A 16,190-nucleotide genomic window follows, 5' to 3' on the forward strand; every position below is an offset into this window, starting at 1 on the left:
TTCAGCGGCCGCGGCTTAGTCGACCGGCGGGGTGTGCACGGGGACCTTGTTGAAGATGTCACGCGCCGCGTCCTTGGCCGGGCGTACGTACCGCTCACGGGGGATGCGGGAACCCTTTGCCCAGCGGCCGGCTGTCTCGAGTTCTTCGTCGGTCGCCTCGTTCTCGCCGAGGTCGGTGGCGCCGCCGGCGCGGAGGCTGTGGGAGGAGACAGGGCGGCCGTCGGTCACAAGGCCGGCCGCGCTGAACCACTTTTTCACCCGCTCGTTGACCGTCTGCGGCCGCAGGTAGTCAACGTGCTCCGGCTCCCGTTTACGCGTCTTCATCGCTCTGGTCTCCTGCGATGCCACCTTGCCGCTCCGCAGAACCTCCCGAAACAACGGCCCGCACGTGATTCCTTGCTCTGCGAGGTAGTCGAGCCAGCGGCGCAGCCGGAAGACGAGCTGAAGGTCCGGGCGGTCATGAAGGACTAGCGTCTGCTCCTCGTTCTTGTGGGTCTTGTCCTCCGCCAGCCACACGAAGACCTTCGTGTCGGTGATCGTCAGGTCCTCGATGTCCAGGGTGACGTCCTCGATCGACCGGCCGAGGAATCGGTAGCCGAAGGCGAGCATAGCGGCGTCACGCCAACCGATCGGGCGGCCATCTGCTTCGGCCTTCTCCATCATCGGGACCAGGTACGGCAACGTGATCGGGAAGGCTTCCTTCCGGCGTAGGGCCCGTTTGTTCTTCTTCCGGTACTGGCGCAGAAGTAGCAGGTAGAGACTGCTGTCGGGCTGCTGCCCAGGCGGCATCGACGTCCTGATCAACGACATGTAGTTCTTGATCGTTGATACCTTCAGGCCCTTTTTGATCAGGTGGTGGCCGTACTCGGTGTACGTGAACGTGTCACAGGGGATTGCGGGAAGATTCTGCTCTGCGCACCATTTCTCGAACCCGTTCATTGCCGTACGTCGGGGAGCAGAGCCCTCCTCTGCCGCCTCCTTGAGAGCTTGAGCGGTCTCCGGGTTGAGCTTGCGATTGCGGCTGCTGATGGCGGGCAGCAGTTCCCCGTCCTCGACGAGCTCGGCGTCGACAACCTCGTCGTCGTTGTGGATGCTCACGCGGCCGGCTCCCGGACTTCGGCGATGGTCTGGCCGTCGACGGCCCGGAAGGCGTGCCCGCACGGGGTCAGCGTGATGAGACTGGCGATGGTCTGGTGCCCCGGCCACATGATTCGCGGGGTCTCAACGGTGATGGGGGAGACGGCGATGATGTTGTCCTGAAACATCTCGTTGATGGCCTCCTGGCACTGCGGGCACCATGCCTCGGCCACTGGCCCGCCCGCCGGGCCGACGGCCTGGATGGGGCCAGGAAGGTCCGGCGCCTCCTCGTACCGCTCGACGACGTCAGGGTCCGTCTCGATCTCGGCGCCCGGCCACAGTCTCGGCCCCAGGTCGCTCGCACGTCGCTTTCGGAGCTTCATCAGTCCCCCCACTTCCAGCAGTCGGGTGTGCAGTCCTCCGGCAGGTGGTACGCCGCCGGCTGGCCGGACAGCAGGGTGCGGTAGTCGACGTGCGCGCCGGCGTTCTGGAGTTCGGTTGCCTTCGGGGCCTGCCAGAAGTGCCCGCCGCCGTGCCCCTCGGCCGCGGCCCACCCGTTGGGGATCCGCTTCACGCAGGGGTGCCCGGTCTCCGGGGCTGAGACGGGGCACGGCATGGTGCCGTCGGAGATCGGTTCGGGGTAGTCGGCATGTGCCTTCCACGGGGAGGCCTGGTTCCGGAGCCCCCAGAGCAGGTCTGCCGCCTGCTCCTGGTCGCCGCGGTGCAGCGCGTCGACCAGGTCGTCGTGCTCCTTCTTCGCGGCGCAGTACTTCTGTCGGTACTCCTCCATGGCCGGCGTGCTGTCCGTCGTCGGGTACTTGGTGCGCAGCTCCTCGTCGAGGCGCGCGTCGATGAACTCGTAGAAGGCGAGTCCGGTCTGCTCGTCGACGGCGGTCACTGGCCCCTCCCCGGCATGGCCACGGTGATGGGGCAGACCAGCGCGTACATGCGGCCGGCGTCCACGGCGTCCGCGATTCCGTGCGGGTCGGTGATGTCCCCGGCGAGCGCGATGAACATGCTGTTCTTCTTGGCGCTGCGGCGCCAGGTCCTCGAGCTGTTGAGGGTGCCCTGGTAGAAGGGCACACCGTCGGGATTCCACATGATCAGTTCGTCGGTGGCGACATCGAGGACGGCGGACCACCCGGGGGCGCGGTTCGCCCACCCCGGAAAGTCGTTGAACTCCGCCCAGCCGTCCGTACGGAGGCCGTGCAGGAACGGGTCCGGCCCGGCGCTGCCGTCCGTCCCGAACGTCTCGAGCCGCTGCTCGGCGGCGAAGACGATGCGGGGCATGCTGTCGCGGTCGTCTATCCACGCTTGCATGCCCAGGTCCAGGTCGGACGCCGGGCCGGACAGGTCGACGGAGTACATCGTGTTCGGATCCATCGTCACGCCTCCTGCGGTACGCGGGCGCACGGGTCGGCGACCGGTGTTGCGGCGACCCAGCCGGCCGCCGTGGCGTACTCCATGTTCGAGGTGGCATGGCGTCGCGCCGGCAGCTCCTCGCCGTCGAACTGGACCATCAGGTACTGGCCGGAGGTGTCGACGATCGTCCCCTCCTGGCCGTGGCTGCATACGCGCCCGTCGATCGCGACACGGATGCCGTGGCGCTGCTCGAGGGCGTAGTAGCGGCGGATGTAGTCCAGGTCAGCAGCCTGGCGGCGCTGGTTCTGGTACTCGGCGGCCGCGGGGTCGTCGAAGTCTTCGTCGTGGTTCATGTGTGCACTCCGGGGTCTACGGGGGAGCGGCCTTCGGCGACTTGTTGCAGGTAGAGGCTCAGCCACTCGCGGGCTCGCTCCTTGCCCATGGGGGCCATGCCCATGCTGAACTCTGAGAGCGCGTGAAGGATGACGGCCTCGACGGCGTACGGCTCCCGGTTGCGGATGTCCTCGAGGACGTCGCCGGTCTGGATGGCGTCGGAGGGGATCTTGCCTGCGCTGATCGCGCCCGGCGGGAGCGGCTCGGTCACGGCTGCCCCCCGCAGCCCCTGCTGGAGCAGTCGCTCCACTTCCTCAGCTGTCACGCGATCTCCTCAGTGTCGTACGCGAAGGCGGTGAAGACGGTGAGCCACGGGCGCATCAAGTCCCGATGTGTCGTCTCGGGTACGCAGTCTCCTGCGATGGCCGCCGTGAGAGCGCCGCAGAACGCGTCGTGAGCGTCCCAGAACGCGCCGCCCCTCGACCACACGTGGTCGGCGGCCTCATCGCACGCGTCCCAAGTGGTACTCCAATCGACAAGCCCAGCCTGGGAAACCGCCTCGTGGGCTACCTCCAGGTCAAGGTCAAAGTTCGGCCCCGGGGCGCAGTCGGCGATTTTCTCTGCCTGCTCCTGCGTGAGGTCGATCGCCTGCTGGAGGACGGTCTTCGCGGCCTTCCAGTTCGGCCCGAACCACTTGGCGTGCTCGTCGTCGGTAGCGTCCTCGTGCCAGTTCGGCCCGAACAACTTGGCGAGCTCGTCGTCGGTAGTGTCCTCGTGGCTCATGGGCGCGCTCCTCGATGCCGGGGTGGTGTTCTGATGTCGGCCCTCATCAGAGATTTCAGTCGTCGGCGCCCTGACCTGGGCACTGAAGTCTTCCGCGCGGTGGCTGACTGGCAGTCTGGCGCACGGAATACTACCGACAACAATCCGAATTGTTGTCGGCTACTTACGGGTAACCCCGTAGAGTCTTCCTCGAAGGCGGAGAGCACCGCCTGAAACCACGAAGAGGGAGCACCCCGATGCCGCACTGGCTCGGCAAGTTGAAGCTCGCCGCGTACGCCCTCGGCCTCCTGGCCGTCGCGCATCCGGCCATCGTCTCGCCCACCGTCGCAACTCTCGGCGTACTGGCCGGAGTTGTCTTCGCGGTCGTGGGCTGGTTCCTCGCGCACATGGCGCTCACGCTCACGCTCGCCGCCGGCGTTCTGCTGGCGCAGGCGTTCCCCGGCCGGCTCGGCAACGCAGCACGGTGGTTCGGCCGCGCCTGGGACACATCGATCGACGCCATCCTGCCGGTGAAGGCGTAACAACCCGGCTGTTCGACGCGTTCGATTCTTCGCTCAGAACGATTCTCCGCTCAGCCCTGCCGAGGAGTAGATCCGCATGCCCGAGTTCACGCCCGCTGTCGAAACCCTCCTGCGCACCATCGCGGAGGCCGGCGACACCGGCGCCCAGTTCAAGGTGGAGCCCCGGCTCCGCTACCGACTCTCCGGAACCGAGTACGTCGTCAATCAGCGCTCGTTCTACCCGCTGACCACCAACGGGTACGTCACGGACGGTGGCGACGACATGGCCCCCGTGAAGCTCACCGACCGCGGCCGCGAGTGGATCCGGCAGCACCCCGTGCCGCGCGGAGGTTCCCGCGGGCCTTACCGTCCGCACAAGCCGCGGTCCGCTCGCCAGGACCCGGCGCCACGCCCGGCACGGTTCGCGTACGCCGGAGGATTCACCGCGGAGATCGCGGAGCGCGTGGTCGTAATCACCTGCCCTGACAACGGAGTTGGCGGCGCCACCCTCCCGGCCGACGGGTGGGAACAGCGCGCCATCGACAGGCACCCCACGCTGCACAACGTGGAGGGCCCGGTGGTCTCCGGCGCCTACGCGCTGCACTGGCGCGAGGACCCGCGGACCGACGCCGACCTGTTGATCCAGTCCCTCGCCATCGTCCGGGCCGAACCTGCGCGCAAGTCCTGACCTCACCGTACGTAGTCCCCCGGCGTCCGTCGCGGCGCCGCGCGGCGGAGAGCACCGCCGTAACCCGAAGAGAGGAACCCCTCGATGTCCCGTCGCATCGTCGTGACTGCCCTGCTCCCGCATCCCGACCCCGAACCCGCGTACCCGGAATACGAGGACGTCCGGACGGAGGCCCGGGGGAGGGATGCCGGGCCGATCGGCGGCCGAAGCATCGCCCGCATGGAGGACGTGATCCAGCGCCGCGGCGGCGACTGGTGCACGGCCGTCCTGGGCCGCCCCTTCCCCGGCCTGCGTCACGCGCCCTCCCTGGACGGGTTCACGCTCCTGGTCGCCGACGAGCGCGGCCTCGAGCCGGAGCTCCCAGAGAGCATCGTTCAGGCGCGTGCCGCCGAGGAGGCGCGCCGCCGGGAGCGGGAGGCGCAGGCCGCGGCCAAGTTGGAGGCGGAGAAGCGGCGTTGGGCCCTGGTCACTGCGTCGGCGCCGGTCACGTTCAGCGTGCAGGAGAACGCCCGGCACTCCGGGGTCAGGGGGTCGCTGCGGCACGTCACGGCACCCGTCTACCTGCGGTCCGGACGGTCCCGGCTGCACTCGCCCGGCCGCGCGCTGTGTGAGACGCCGGGCCGTACGAACCCGCTGGTCCTGGGCGGCCCGCTCGTGGACCTGCCGCCCACCTGCCAGCGCTGCATCGAGTACGCGGGCCTGGTGCGCACCCTGGAGGCCCCGGCCCCGCCCACGCCCGGAGAGGCCGCCACGCTGCGGCTGATCCGGTCAGGCGCGGTGTTCACCATGCGCCCCGGCCGCGGCCAGCCCACCATCCGCGACACCAGCCAGCGCAGCCACGGCACGGCCGGGGGCCGGCTCGGGCGGAAGGTCGACGCCGCGGTGATGCGCGTGGAGACGAAGGGGTGGGCAACGGTCGAGACCGACGAGTACCGCGCGACGCTACTGGGGAGCCGGGGGCACCGTTGGCGGCTGACCGACGCCGGTACCGCCGCCCTGGAGGGCTGATCCCATGGTTGCCAGGATGACCGCGGCGGAGTACACCGCCCTGATGGCACGCCGCCGCGGCCAGGCGCCCGCCCCTGCCGCGGCGCCGAAGAAGAAGGCCGCGCGGAAGAAGGCCGTGCCCGCGTACCCGGGTCTGCCGGCCACGCCGCCGGTGCCCGACGTCGAGCCGCTGCTCGCCATGCTGCCCGCCCCCGGGCGGCACTGGGTGCTGCTCATGCCGTACGCCGAGAAGATGCTGACCAGCAACGATCGGCATCCGAACTGGAGGGTGGAGCACCGGATTCGGAAGGGGCTCCGCGCGGACGCCACCAGCCTCATCGCGCCCATGCGCGTCCCCCGTCTGGAGCGCGCGGCGATCTTCTTCGTGCTGCACCCGCGGAGCATCAAGCGGTCCAGGGATCCCCTGAACTGGAGCCCGACCGTGAAGGCGTACGTCGACGGCCTGGTGACTCCCAACCCGGAGCAGCCGAAGGCCCGGCATCTGCTGCCGGACGACGACGCCGAGCATCTGCTCGGCCCGTACCCCGTCATGGGGGAGCCCGTGGAGTCCGGACACGCCCGCATGTCCCTCGTGATCGTTGAACTTACGGGCCGCTGACCAGCGGAAACGCAGAAACCGTAACAGGAATCGCCGGTTAGACGTACTGGAACTGAGGGCTGGCCCGCCCTCCCGTACCTCGCTAGGAGATGCCCCTCCGTGAGCACCACGCCGAATCTGTCCCTCCAGGTCTACGACCCGGACGGCACGCCCATCCCGCCGGCCGTGAGCCGCGAGCACCTGCTCAACCTGGCCTGCGGCGCCTACAAGCGCGGCGGCACCTACCTCTCCCGCGGCGACCTGGATATCGAACTTGCCGAGGTCGCCGACAAGGCCGCCTGTTCCCTCCTGCGCGACCGGTGGGACGACAAGTTCCCCATCGCTGCCTACACCGAGCTGCTCGCCGCCGTTGCCGCGCTGCGCGCCGTTCTCGGCTTCGATCCGACACCGACCGCCCCCGAGGTCATCCAGTGGGCCAAGGAACTGGGGGAAGGGTTGGCAAGCGGGGTGGAGGCAAATTCCCTGTTCTACGTGGGGTTCACGGCTGGCCCGTACCGAGGCGCTGTACTGCGCTTCCCCGGTGTCCGGAACGGCCGTGGCCCCGCGGAAAGCATCACGCTCCCGATTGCGTGGGGAGACACAGCGGCCCCCGGCCGTGGCCAGGCGCAGTATCGGCGGTCGCCCATCCCGAACGACGAGGGGTTGTGGCTGTACCAGCTCGACAAGGCGGTCCGCGAGGACGCACGCCCGGATATCACCGTCCCCCCGTCCGCCCAGGGCGGTGCGTGATGGCACGGAACATCAAGGCCGACCACGGCGCCGTCTATCGGGCGGTCATCACATGGACCGAGATCCCGGAGAAGGGCGGCACGGCCCACACGGAGTACGAGGGCCCGTACGGGAAGGCGGCCGCCGCCCAGGGCCGGGTCACCTTCTGGGAGAACCTCCTCCGCAACGACGACACCGGCAAGACCCGGGCCTCAGGGCGCGTCGAGGAGGGCACGATCACCTGGCAGCCCTACACGCCCCCGGCGAAGAAGGGCGGCCGCGCGTGATAGCCCTGCTCTCCCCCTTCATCTCCTCCCCGGCCGCGGACTCCGCATACGAGGCTGCGCACGAGACCGCGGCCCGTTTCCGGCACGGCGCCTACTCGGTGCCGTGCCCGACATGCCACGTCCCGGCCGGCGTGCTCTGCCTCGCCCGGCGCAGCATCCACGGTGCCCGCCGGGACCTGTACCTGCAGAACCCGAAGCCCGAGGGCCTGGTCCCGCTTCTCGTGGGACACGCCCGATGAGCCGCACGGCGGCCGAGGCCGCGCAGGAAGCCGTCGAGTGGGCCGAGCGTGCCGAGATCGCGTTCAGCATGGCCAGCATCCGACGGGCGGAAGGTGCCGCGGTCGCTGAGCGGCGCGGCCCTCATAGCGAGTCCGCCGCCTGGTACCAGAAGGCCGAGGACAGCGAGCGGGAGCGCGGGACCGCCGCGGCGATGGCGAGCATGTGGGCCGACGTCGCCGGCGCTCTCCACCTGGTCGAGGAAGGTGAGCCGAAGTGACCGCCCTCGCAGTCGAGGCCCCGGCCGCACCGGAGTGGTCCGGCCGCATGGTCGTGCGCGCCGCGGGCCGCCCCGTGCTGCACATTGCGGGGGAGGGCGTGGCGGCCCCCGCCGTGCCGGTCTTCACCGTGCCTCTGGAGTGCGCCCCTGACGCCGAACAGGCGCCGGGCGTACGGCCGTGGGACGGCCCGGTCACCGAGTCGTCTATCTGCCCGGCCTGCCTGCGCGCCCTTCGCGGTGAGCCGGAGCCGCCGAGGCCCCGGATCGTCCCCGCCGGCGTCGCCGAGGAGCTGCCGGTTCCCGCGGCCGCGCCGGACCCGCGCGGGCGGCACCTGCGCGCCGTGCCGGCCCCGGTGACGTACGCCGAGGCGCCTCTGCCCGCTGCGCACGCGGGCCGTCCGATCACCTGGTCCAGGTGGACCGCGGCCCCCGTTATCACTCACCATGACCCGTCGTGCGAGTGGTGCGGTGACGCGGGCCCCGGCGAGATGGCCGGCGGCCGCCAGGGGCACCCGGCGTCCACGACCGTCCCCTTCCGCCGGTTCATCGCCTACCGCTGCACCGCATGCCAGGAGATGACCGCGTACGAGCAAGTAGGGACGGATCTCCAGACCATCGCCCACCACAAGTCGCGCGCCCCGAAGGACTGCAATCGATGACCACCGTTGCCGAAGCCCCCTCCCTGTCCGAGCTCGAGCAGCGCCTGGCCCTGGTCGCGTGCGGCGAGAACAACCGGCCCGGGAAGACCCGGGCATGCGACTCCTGCCGCCGGAAGGGCCAGGTCTTGCTCCGCATCGCCTCCACCGGCGCCGCCGACGCTCTCGCCGCGGCGATATGCGGCACCGGCGACCGCCGGGTCAAGACGTGCGATCCGTGCAGGCAGAAGGCTGTACGGATGATCCGTATCTACAACGGGGAGACCGAGTGACTACTGCCACTGGCCGCGCGGCCGTGTTCCTGGCTCCCGCTGGCACCCCGACCACCTCGGCCGACGACTGGACGCGCGTCGGCTACATCGAGTTCGTGTTCGAGGCCGCCACTGATCCGCGCCCGTCGACGCCGGAGCTCCTGGTGGCGGAAGCCGTTGAGGAGCCGCGGTGACGCGCCCAGGGAACCACGAGCTCGCCCCCGAGGAGCTGTTCGAGCTGCTCGGGGGCGAGTTGCCGTCCACGTTGCCTCTTGAGGGTTGGCGCACGATGAGGGGGTCGAGGAACATCGGCGTCAGATCGTGCGGCTGTACGCTCCGTGATCACCGGTGCCGCAGATAATGCGCCGATATCTGCGGCACCGGTAACACCGGCTGTGGCTACGCCTGGCTGAGAGTGCGCGAAGCGACCCCGTTATCTGCGGCAAGGCCCTTCTTCGGGGTGTCGCCCCCATCGCGCTCTCGACAGCCCCCAGTCTGGTGTCACTGTCGCCAACCGAGGAGGAGCCATGGCCGCGCTCCGGTACGTTCTCGACATCACTCAAGACGATGTCAATGCCGCTCTCGCCTGCGTGTCCCAACACGCTCGGGCAGAGAAGGCGGGCAGCCATGCCGCGAACCTCGCCTTCAGCCTGTACACAGTCGCCCACTCCCTTGGTGAGCGAATCCGCACCCGGCTACAGCTCACCGCCGCCGGACACCATGACCACGACACCGTCGTCCAGTTGCGGAACGAATGGAACGACCTGATGTGCTGCGTCGAGCCCTGGCAGGGCCAGGAGCTATTCGACGAGCAGCGATTCCGCACGGTTGAGCATACGAATGAGGCCGGTGCCGCCTTCCGCTCCTACGCCCTCAGCCAGGCCAGGAAGTTCGCGGCCGGGACCGTCGCTCCGCCGCTGTAGATCGGGCCGTAGCGCACGATCTGGCGTGGATGTTCCTCAACCCCCGATGACGCTGCACTGCCAGGTCGACGCGATCGGCCGGTCGGATCGGCACGAGGACCTCGTGAAGCTCGAAGTGTCGTTCCCTCCGCCGAAGCAGGTGCGCAGAGGCAACCCGATGCCGAACGCTTGTAATTACAGTCCACGACTGTAATTATGCCTTCGTGATTGTTCCTCAGCTCTCAGACTTTCTCGCCCCTGCCGACATCGAGGTCCGCATGGAGGGTTTCGGCTACGAGCAAGGCACCGCCGTGGTATGGCTCCAGGACACATGGGCCGGGCCGGGCAACCCCGCCACGTTCCGCCGTGGTGTTGAGCTCCGGTCCTATCTGGACGGTGAACACGTCAACCGCACACGGATCGAAGGCGCCACCGATCTGGACGATCCGCAAGTGCAGAAGGCAGCCGCAGCCTTGCAGCGCGACTTGATCGCCACCCACGGACAGCGGTACCTGGAGCCAGGACGAGCCGAGATCGAGCGCTTCGGCGACCCCCAGCATCTGATCGCGAAGAACGACGACCTCAGGGCCCACTTCTATCGGCGGGTCAAGGAGGGCCACCACACGCCGAAGGACCTGGCGCTGGTCGCCGAAGTCGAGGCCAAAGAGGCGGAGCTCAAGGACCTGCGACGCCAGTACGCCATCGCACTCTGGCGCTACCTCGCCCACCTCTACCAGCACGGTATGAGTCCTACCGGTATCGCCCGCTGGACCGAGCAGACCGTCGCCGCAGTGAAACGGCGGATCGACAACGTGTCCACCGCCGGCGCCGCCGCCATTACCGGGGTCGAGGCGAAGACCTGGGCCGCTTACGTCGCACGGGGGCAGGCCCCCGCCGCAGACGATCATGTGGGGCGCGAGCCGGTCTGGCACCTGTCAACGGTGCTGGCCAACCTCGAATCTCGCCCCGGCGCCCCGGGCCGCCCGCCGAAGCCATGACGGCTACCACACGACGCCCCGGAGAACGCCGCACGGGCCCGCCACCGAAAGAGGTGGCGGGCCCTGTTGCGTACCAAGGACCGCCTGCGATTAAGACTGCGCCCCTGCCGGACGGAATGGGCGTCAACATCGGCCAGGCCGGCGTTACCGGCGACACCGAGGAGGAGACGGCGCTCCGCCGCGCCCTGGTGGCCCTGGGCGTGCCCGCGGCCGACGTCTCCCGAATCGTGTTCACCGACACCGGGTGGTACGCGATGGTGACGCTCCCGCCGGGCAAGAACACGTCCGCGCAGGTCGTCATCGCCAAGCGGCAGCAGCTCCAGGCGAACCTCGACCTCCCCGGCCGGCTGCGCCTCTCCGAGGGCCCCCAAGCCAACCAGCTGATGGTGCGCCTGCAGACCGCCGACCCGCTCGCCGGAGACGGGATCCCGTGGCCGGGCGTGCGCGTCAGCTCGATCGAACAACCCATCCCGATCGGCATCTACCCCGACGGCACGGAGATCCTGGTCGACCTGGTCGACGGGCACGTCCTCATCGCGGGTGGCACGAACAAGGGCAAGTCGGGGGCTGTCAACGTCCTCGCCGCGAACCTGGTGGCCTGCGACGACGTCGACATCGCGGGCATCGACATGAAGCCCGGCGCGCTCGAGCTGGGCCCGTGGCAGCCGAACATGGTGGCCCTGGCCGACGATGCCGACACCGCCCGCCAGGTCCTGGTCTGGCTCCGATCCGAGATGACGCGGCGCGGCAAGTACCTGGCGACGCTGCGCGGCCCCAACGGGGAGCGGGTCAAGAAGTGGACCCGCGAGCACGGCAAGTACATCGTCCTGATCATCGACGAGCTCGCCGAGCTCCTCCGCCAGGCGCCCGACGTCGTCTCCGAGCTGATGACGCTCATGCAGGTGTCCCGCGCGATGGGCATCCGCATCGTCGCGGCGACCCAGTCGCCGAGCGAGCAGGCGTTCGGCGGCAAGGGCACCGACACGCGGCAGCAGTTCGGTACGCGTATCGGCCTGCCGGTGAACGAGCCGACCCCCATCAACATGATCATGGGAACCGGTGCGTACGGGAAGGGCTGGTTCCTCGCCGGGGCGAGTCAGCTCGTCAGCGCGATGACGGGCGTGGGCAGTGCGGCGGCCGCGATTGCGCTGCTGCTCCTGGCCTGGAAGATGTCGCCCTCGAGCCGGGCCGGGAAGACGGTGAACATCACGAACAACAACCGGTGGGGCGGCCGCTCCTCGACGCGTGTGTGACCCTGCCGACCCAAGGGCCCTGGCCGCCGGCCGGGGCCCTTGTCGTGTCCGTGTCGGCGCGGCGTGCGATGATCCCGCGTCATGGGGAGACACATCTGGGGGGAGACGGTCGGCGCGTTGGTCCTGGCCGTGACCGTGGCGGCCGCGAGCGGCTGCAGCTCGAGCGACGGGGACTCCGAGAAGCCGGCCGCGAAGCCGACGCCGAGGGTCCTGAGCGTGGGCAAGGCGACCACCACGTTCCAGGCCGCGGTCGAGAAGTTCGACGCGGACGGCGGCTGCCTCGAGCAGGCGCCGGGGACGTGCTGGGAGCAGATGCAGGCGCTCATGAAGCCTGCACGCGACCTGCGGAAGGCGGCGAACGCCGACAAGAAGACCGGCCCGGAGTTCTGGTCGAAGGCGTACGCGCTGATCGACACCATGGAGGACGGCATCGCGGTGGGGGAGGACAAGGGCGTCCCGGCCGGCGGCGCGAGCATGACGAACCGGGACGACGTCCTCGGCTCCGCCCACGACCTGTCGGACTGGCTGGACGAGAACCCCGTCGCGTAGCAGTTTCCGCAGCTCGCACCGCACTGTCGGTGGGCTGCTCTAGGCTCCGCCCATGCCGATTCACTACACGACGTTCGTGATGCCTGGCGCAGTGATGGGGATGCCGCACGACACCCCGTTCTTCGTGCTCGGAGCCGAGTTCAAGGAGGAGCTCGGCAGCATCCCGGCCGTCACCTCGTTGCACCGCATCGAGAACCAGATGATGCCGTACAGCCACGCGTCGATGGTCCTGGGCGAGGTTCCCGTGAGCGACCTCTGGGCGACGACGTCGACTGAGCAGTACGACGGCCGGGCAAAGGTGGTGATCCTGCGGGATCCCGTACCGCACGATGTCGATACGAAGTACGCGGAGCTGACGGAGGGGGTTCTCGGCCCGGACCTTCCCCCGTGGCTGGGCCTGATGCTGGCCGGGGAGATCCGTTCGTACTCCAGGGACGTGCCGGTGACGGTGGGGAGGGACTTCGCCGACGTGATGAGCATCGGCATCGACCCCTCAGCGCCCACGACGTTCCCGGCCTGGGCGCACCAGGTCATCCCGCCTGGGAGCTGACCAACTCGCGCAGGGGCCCCGTACGCACCGTACGGGGCCCCTGCGGCGTTCTACGGGCGGGGGAGCCCCCTTCGGCCCGGGGCGGGCCGGTCGGTACGCTCTACGGTCACCTGGGGGTCTTGCTGGTCGGCGAGGAGGAGCTCGAACACGACGCGTTCGCCGGGGCCGCGCTTGCCCAGTACGCGGGTGCCGCTCGCCACGAACGCGGGGTGCGCCCGGAGTAGAGGCATCAGCGTCTCCAAGAGGGCGGTGACCTCTCCCTCGTCGTCGCTCATCACGCGGATCTGGGCCATCAGCCGGCCACCTCAATCAGGTCGCCGAGGATGACGCGCATCCGGTCTGCGGTGCAGCCGCACGGTAGCCGCAGGTAGATGGCTTCGACAGGCTCCCCCTGGTCGTCGGAGACCACGGCCTGCACGTAGTTAAACTCCCGCCCGGCGCACGAGTAGCAGGGCGATTCCTCGTCCTCGTCCTCGTCGTACAGGCCGTCATCCATGTCGGGGTCGGTGTGCGGATGTCCGCAACCGTTTTCCGCGTGCTCAGCACGGCCGCAGCCTTCGCACTTGGAGCACACGACTTCGACCAGGAGCGGGGGCCGGCCACCGTCGGACGGCTGGGCGAAGGCGCGCCCCTCGGCGTCGAGGCCCGATCCCTGGCAGTCGTCGCAGGGGCGGGCGTCGCCCAGGTCGGGGGCGGCGAGGGGGACGTACAGGTACTCGGGGAGCAGGAACCGGGTGGGGTTGCCTGCCGCGGTGTCCGTCGGCCGGGCGGGCGTGTCGCGGAGGGTGCGGAGCCGCGCGAGGGCAGCGCTGTACGGGATTTCCTCCCGCGCGGCCAGTTCGCGAGCGCGGCGCTTGAGGTCGTTGCTGACGTGCCGTGACATGTGAGTCTCCGAGGCAGGCCCCACGCTGCCCGCCTGGGTATCAGGGCAAGGGCGACCGTCACGGGCCCTCGCCGGGGTGTACCCGGGTGCCGGTAGCAGTGTCCGGCGAGCCTTCGACCGTGGTGCCGTCGCTGCGTGGGTAGCGGGTCGGCGGTCTGTGCGGCGTGTCTCCACACTGTGATGCGGGGCCAGCGTAGCCGTATACCCATGCATACCGCTAGATTTCCGGCATGACTGAACTGCAGCAACTTCAGTACGTGGGCGGGCCGTTCGACGGCGGCACAGCGCCAGACGACTTCATCGACCGCATCGACATGCGCTCCCCAGCGGGCACCGGGGCGTACGTCCTGACCCAGGACAAGGAGACCGACACCCAGGTCTACCGCTGGGAGCCGGAGGGAGATGAATCCGCAGGTCAGAAGGCTTATTCGTGAGGTCGCGACACTAACGTTCCGCATCGCGCACTCTTCGCTGGCTGCCCCACCCGGGGGAGCGACCCCGAGCACGAAGGAAGTGCGCATGACTGCAACCTCTTGGACCCCGAAGCTCACCAACGTGGCCGGCGTCGACGGCACGACCGGCACCGGCAAGTACGTGTCGGCGAACGGCATCTGCACGTTCAGCGGGACGCTCGTGGCGAAGAAGGAGACCCAGGCGGCGTCCAGCGCCGGGTTCGGAATGACGCTGCCGGTTCCGGCCGTACCGGGCGTCCGCTACACCTTCAACCTCGAGTACGACGGTCGCGACGCCGACAACGGCGTGTGGACCGGTGAGGCGATGATCGCCGCCGGTTCGGACGGCTCGAAGATCGACCGTCTGCGCGTGACGAGCGGCTCGAACGGCGCCGCGCTGCTGAACGTCGATCACCTCTACGGTGACGCCGAGGGGGCTGCGGAGGCGGAGATCATCACGGTCACCGGCTCGTACCCGACCGCCTGACCCAGGGGTCACCCCAAGAACCGAGGGGGCCGACGGACATCTTCCGTCGGCCCCCTCGGGCGTTCCCTGGACCAATGCATCTCATCCCATCCCAACTCATCACCCTAAACGAGATGGGATGAGATGGGATGGGATGAGTTCTTGAGGGGATGAGACCGTGATAAAACGGGGCCCTCGTACGTCCATGACGGACCAGGAGCGAAGTCCATGAGCGAGCCCACCGCCGATGCCCCGGCCAGGGAGAGCGCAGGGCAAGAGACCTGCATCTTCCCGGGGTGTGGAGCGCCGAGAGGGCCGAAGAAGGACCCGAAGGCTGGGGTTATCTAGGGTCCGCAGGCACTTCATGCAGGTCAGACGGCATGACTCGCTGTCAGGCAAGTAAGGCAGGTAGCGTCGGAAACGGTTCGAGCGAACCGTTTCCTGACCCCTGTCCGGCGAGCAGCACCCCTATGCGGGTTCGCCGAACTCGGCGACGTAGGCCGCGTAGTTCTCCGAGAGGACGGCCCGCCCGGCTTCCGCGGTGAGGTGGTCGACCGAGGCGACGACCGGGACCTGCCGATCCTCGATGGTGGAGGTGATCAGCTCGATCCGGCGGGCCAGCTCGGCGACGACACTGGGAGCCGACTCGACCAGTAGCTTCCCGTCCCTCCACGAGAACCGCGGCGCCCGGCCGATGCCGGTACTGCGGACCTTCGTGGCCAGGAAGGCCGCGTGGCGGTACGGGAGGTCCGGGTTCTCGGTCAGCAGCAGGTAGACCCGCTCGGTGTCGCCTCCGTAGCCGACCAGGCCGGTGCACGGCTTAATCGGCCCGCCGGTGTTCCGCGCCGCCACCTCATAGACCCGGCACTCGGTGCAGCGGAAAAGGTCGGTGCTGCTCTCGTACTCGAACTCGTGGCCGCCGAACCCGTCGTCAGGCTCGGTGACGTCGGGGGCCGGGGCTTCGGCGGTGCGCAGGGCCTGGGTGTACTTGCCGCCCTGGCGTACGGCTTCGCGGGCGCGCTGCGCGGCGGTGGACTGCTTCTTCGGCACGGTCGACTCCAGCCTGGCGGTACTCCCACGCTCCCCGCCGGCGAATCGGGCCGGGACGGTCTGCTGCATTCGCGGGCCCCGGAGGACCTTGGCCGACTGTGCGCCGGGCGGCGTGGGCGCCCGGCGCAGCGGCGAACGGCGGTACGCGTCTGGCCGTGGGCTGTCCACGGTAGAACACCCCTCTGACAGCAGAGCGAGCGGCGCGCGGCCGGGGCGGAGTGCGACTTTGTTTCGGTCGAAACGAGGTTGCGCAACTTCGGTTCGGTCGAACCAAGGTTGAGGGTCGGCACGTATGCACGAACATGCCGTACGTGCCTGAACGACCCGGAGATATCTGTCA

At 69.2% G+C, this 16,190-nt stretch carries 28 protein-coding genes; 18 read left to right on the forward strand and 10 right to left on the reverse strand.

Translation table 11 applies throughout. The annotated features are described in order from the left end of the window. Positions 1–15: 15 nt before the first annotated feature. Genes BLW14_RS33715 through BLW14_RS33745 form a run of 7 tightly spaced genes read right to left on the reverse strand, consistent with a single transcriptional unit; the run spans position 16 to position 3,555 of the window. Positions 16–1,098 (reverse strand): tyrosine-type recombinase/integrase, encoded by a 1,083-nt coding sequence (locus BLW14_RS33715; RefSeq protein ID WP_093711167.1) that lies wholly within the window; start codon positions 1,096–1,098, stop codon positions 16–18. Beyond that, positions 1,095–1,460 (reverse strand): hypothetical protein, encoded by a 366-nt coding sequence (locus BLW14_RS33720; protein ID WP_093711168.1) that lies wholly within the window; start codon positions 1,458–1,460, stop codon positions 1,095–1,097. The genes BLW14_RS33715 and BLW14_RS33720 overlap by 4 nt, the downstream gene beginning before the upstream one ends. Then, positions 1,460–1,975 carry a hypothetical protein gene (locus BLW14_RS33725; protein ID WP_093711169.1) on the reverse strand — a complete coding sequence of 172 codons (516 nt, stop codon included), beginning with the start codon at positions 1,973–1,975 and terminating at the stop codon, positions 1,460–1,462. The genes BLW14_RS33720 and BLW14_RS33725 overlap by 1 nt, the downstream gene beginning before the upstream one ends. Next, positions 1,972–2,460 carry a hypothetical protein gene (locus tag BLW14_RS33730; protein ID WP_093711170.1) on the reverse strand — a complete coding sequence of 163 codons (489 nt, stop codon included), beginning with the start codon at positions 2,458–2,460 and terminating at the stop codon, positions 1,972–1,974. The genes BLW14_RS33725 and BLW14_RS33730 overlap by 4 nt, the downstream gene beginning before the upstream one ends. Positions 2,461–2,462: 2 nt before the next feature. After that, on the reverse strand, positions 2,463–2,792 hold the full coding sequence (locus tag BLW14_RS33735; protein ID WP_093711171.1) for a hypothetical protein: 330 nt from the start codon (positions 2,790–2,792) through the stop codon (positions 2,463–2,465). Then, entirely contained in the window at positions 2,789–3,097 is a 309-nt protein-coding gene (locus BLW14_RS33740) for a hypothetical protein (protein ID WP_093711172.1), read from the reverse strand. Before BLW14_RS33740 ends, BLW14_RS33735 begins: the two co-directional genes overlap by 4 nt. Beyond that, on the reverse strand, positions 3,094–3,555 hold the full coding sequence (locus BLW14_RS33745; RefSeq protein WP_093711173.1) for a hypothetical protein: 462 nt from the start codon (positions 3,553–3,555) through the stop codon (positions 3,094–3,096). The genes BLW14_RS33740 and BLW14_RS33745 overlap by 4 nt, the downstream gene beginning before the upstream one ends. A gap of 236 nt (positions 3,556–3,791) precedes the next feature. On the opposite strand from BLW14_RS33745, the gene BLW14_RS33750 reads away from it, so the two are divergent. From BLW14_RS33750 to BLW14_RS33820, 16 genes are all read left to right on the forward strand, one after another. Beyond that, positions 3,792–4,076, forward strand: coding sequence for a hypothetical protein (locus BLW14_RS33750; protein ID WP_093711174.1), 285 nt, complete (start codon positions 3,792–3,794; stop codon positions 4,074–4,076). Positions 4,077–4,152: 76 nt separating this feature from the next. Beyond that, on the forward strand, positions 4,153–4,743 hold the full coding sequence (locus BLW14_RS33755) for a hypothetical protein (RefSeq protein WP_093711175.1): 591 nt from the start codon (positions 4,153–4,155) through the stop codon (positions 4,741–4,743). An 84-nt stretch (positions 4,744–4,827) separates the two neighbouring features. Next, a complete protein-coding gene (locus BLW14_RS33760; RefSeq protein WP_093711176.1) occupies positions 4,828–5,751 on the forward strand; it encodes a hypothetical protein in 924 nt (307 codons plus the stop codon). A gap of 16 nt (positions 5,752–5,767) precedes the next feature. Continuing rightward, complete coding sequence (locus tag BLW14_RS33765; protein WP_093711177.1) at positions 5,768–6,349, forward strand: hypothetical protein; 582 nt, start codon at positions 5,768–5,770, stop codon at positions 6,347–6,349. Between the two features lie 99 nt (positions 6,350–6,448). Beyond that, positions 6,449–7,078 (forward strand): hypothetical protein, encoded by a 630-nt coding sequence (locus BLW14_RS33770; RefSeq protein WP_093711178.1) that lies wholly within the window; start codon positions 6,449–6,451, stop codon positions 7,076–7,078. Continuing rightward, positions 7,078–7,344, forward strand: a complete 267-nt coding sequence (locus tag BLW14_RS33775) for a hypothetical protein (protein ID WP_093711179.1) — start codon at positions 7,078–7,080, stop codon at positions 7,342–7,344. Before BLW14_RS33770 ends, BLW14_RS33775 begins: the two co-directional genes overlap by 1 nt. Continuing rightward, a complete protein-coding gene (locus BLW14_RS33780; RefSeq protein WP_093711180.1) occupies positions 7,341–7,583 on the forward strand; it encodes a zinc finger domain-containing protein in 243 nt (80 codons plus the stop codon). Before BLW14_RS33775 ends, BLW14_RS33780 begins: the two co-directional genes overlap by 4 nt. Then, positions 7,580–7,840 carry a hypothetical protein gene (locus tag BLW14_RS33785; protein ID WP_093711181.1) on the forward strand — a complete coding sequence of 87 codons (261 nt, stop codon included), beginning with the start codon at positions 7,580–7,582 and terminating at the stop codon, positions 7,838–7,840. The genes BLW14_RS33780 and BLW14_RS33785 overlap by 4 nt, the downstream gene beginning before the upstream one ends. Continuing rightward, on the forward strand, positions 7,837–8,499 hold the full coding sequence (locus BLW14_RS33790) for a hypothetical protein (protein WP_093711182.1): 663 nt from the start codon (positions 7,837–7,839) through the stop codon (positions 8,497–8,499). Before BLW14_RS33785 ends, BLW14_RS33790 begins: the two co-directional genes overlap by 4 nt. Further along, entirely contained in the window at positions 8,496–8,768 is a 273-nt protein-coding gene (locus tag BLW14_RS33795; RefSeq protein ID WP_093711183.1) for a hypothetical protein, read from the forward strand. Before BLW14_RS33790 ends, BLW14_RS33795 begins: the two co-directional genes overlap by 4 nt. Next, a complete protein-coding gene (locus tag BLW14_RS34760) occupies positions 8,765–8,941 on the forward strand; it encodes a hypothetical protein (protein WP_177154264.1) in 177 nt (58 codons plus the stop codon). The genes BLW14_RS33795 and BLW14_RS34760 overlap by 4 nt, the downstream gene beginning before the upstream one ends. A gap of 333 nt (positions 8,942–9,274) precedes the next feature. Beyond that, entirely contained in the window at positions 9,275–9,670 is a 396-nt protein-coding gene (locus tag BLW14_RS33800) for a hypothetical protein (protein WP_093711184.1), read from the forward strand. Between the two features lie 203 nt (positions 9,671–9,873). Continuing rightward, the gene (locus tag BLW14_RS33805) at positions 9,874–10,647 is read left to right on the forward strand and encodes a hypothetical protein (RefSeq protein ID WP_143052051.1); all 774 of its coding nucleotides are present in this window, start codon (positions 9,874–9,876) and stop codon (positions 10,645–10,647) included. A gap of 116 nt (positions 10,648–10,763) precedes the next feature. Further along, complete coding sequence (locus BLW14_RS33810; RefSeq protein ID WP_177154265.1) at positions 10,764–11,900, forward strand: FtsK/SpoIIIE domain-containing protein; 1,137 nt, start codon at positions 10,764–10,766, stop codon at positions 11,898–11,900. A gap of 81 nt (positions 11,901–11,981) precedes the next feature. Further along, positions 11,982–12,449, forward strand: coding sequence for a hypothetical protein (locus BLW14_RS33815; protein WP_093711187.1), 468 nt, complete (start codon positions 11,982–11,984; stop codon positions 12,447–12,449). Between the two features lie 52 nt (positions 12,450–12,501). Further along, positions 12,502–12,999, forward strand: a complete 498-nt coding sequence (locus tag BLW14_RS33820; RefSeq protein WP_093711188.1) for a hypothetical protein — start codon at positions 12,502–12,504, stop codon at positions 12,997–12,999. A 50-nt stretch (positions 13,000–13,049) separates the two neighbouring features. Here BLW14_RS33820 and BLW14_RS33825 read toward each other — a convergent pair whose 3' ends face one another. Continuing rightward, entirely contained in the window at positions 13,050–13,292 is a 243-nt protein-coding gene (locus tag BLW14_RS33825) for a hypothetical protein (RefSeq protein WP_093711189.1), read from the reverse strand. Then, positions 13,292–13,882, reverse strand: a complete 591-nt coding sequence (locus tag BLW14_RS33830) for a hypothetical protein (RefSeq protein WP_093711190.1) — start codon at positions 13,880–13,882, stop codon at positions 13,292–13,294. The genes BLW14_RS33825 and BLW14_RS33830 overlap by 1 nt, the downstream gene beginning before the upstream one ends. A 230-nt stretch (positions 13,883–14,112) precedes the next feature. Between BLW14_RS33830 and BLW14_RS33835 the strand changes: the two genes are divergently transcribed. Together BLW14_RS33835 and BLW14_RS33840 are read left to right on the forward strand one after the other, a co-directional pair. After that, complete coding sequence (locus BLW14_RS33835; RefSeq protein ID WP_093711191.1) at positions 14,113–14,316, forward strand: hypothetical protein; 204 nt, start codon at positions 14,113–14,115, stop codon at positions 14,314–14,316. Positions 14,317–14,401: 85 nt separating this feature from the next. Beyond that, a complete protein-coding gene (locus BLW14_RS33840; RefSeq protein WP_093711192.1) occupies positions 14,402–14,821 on the forward strand; it encodes a hypothetical protein in 420 nt (139 codons plus the stop codon). A 447-nt stretch (positions 14,822–15,268) separates the two neighbouring features. Here BLW14_RS33840 and BLW14_RS34830 read toward each other — a convergent pair whose 3' ends face one another. Beyond that, positions 15,269–15,850, reverse strand: a complete 582-nt coding sequence (locus tag BLW14_RS34830; protein ID WP_218137718.1) for a hypothetical protein — start codon at positions 15,848–15,850, stop codon at positions 15,269–15,271. Positions 15,851–16,190 lie beyond the last annotated feature (340 nt).

The organism is Streptomyces sp. 2131.1 (genome assembly GCF_900105515.1).
Taxonomy (GTDB): Bacteria; Actinomycetota; Actinomycetes; order Streptomycetales; family Streptomycetaceae; genus Streptomyces; species Streptomyces drozdowiczii.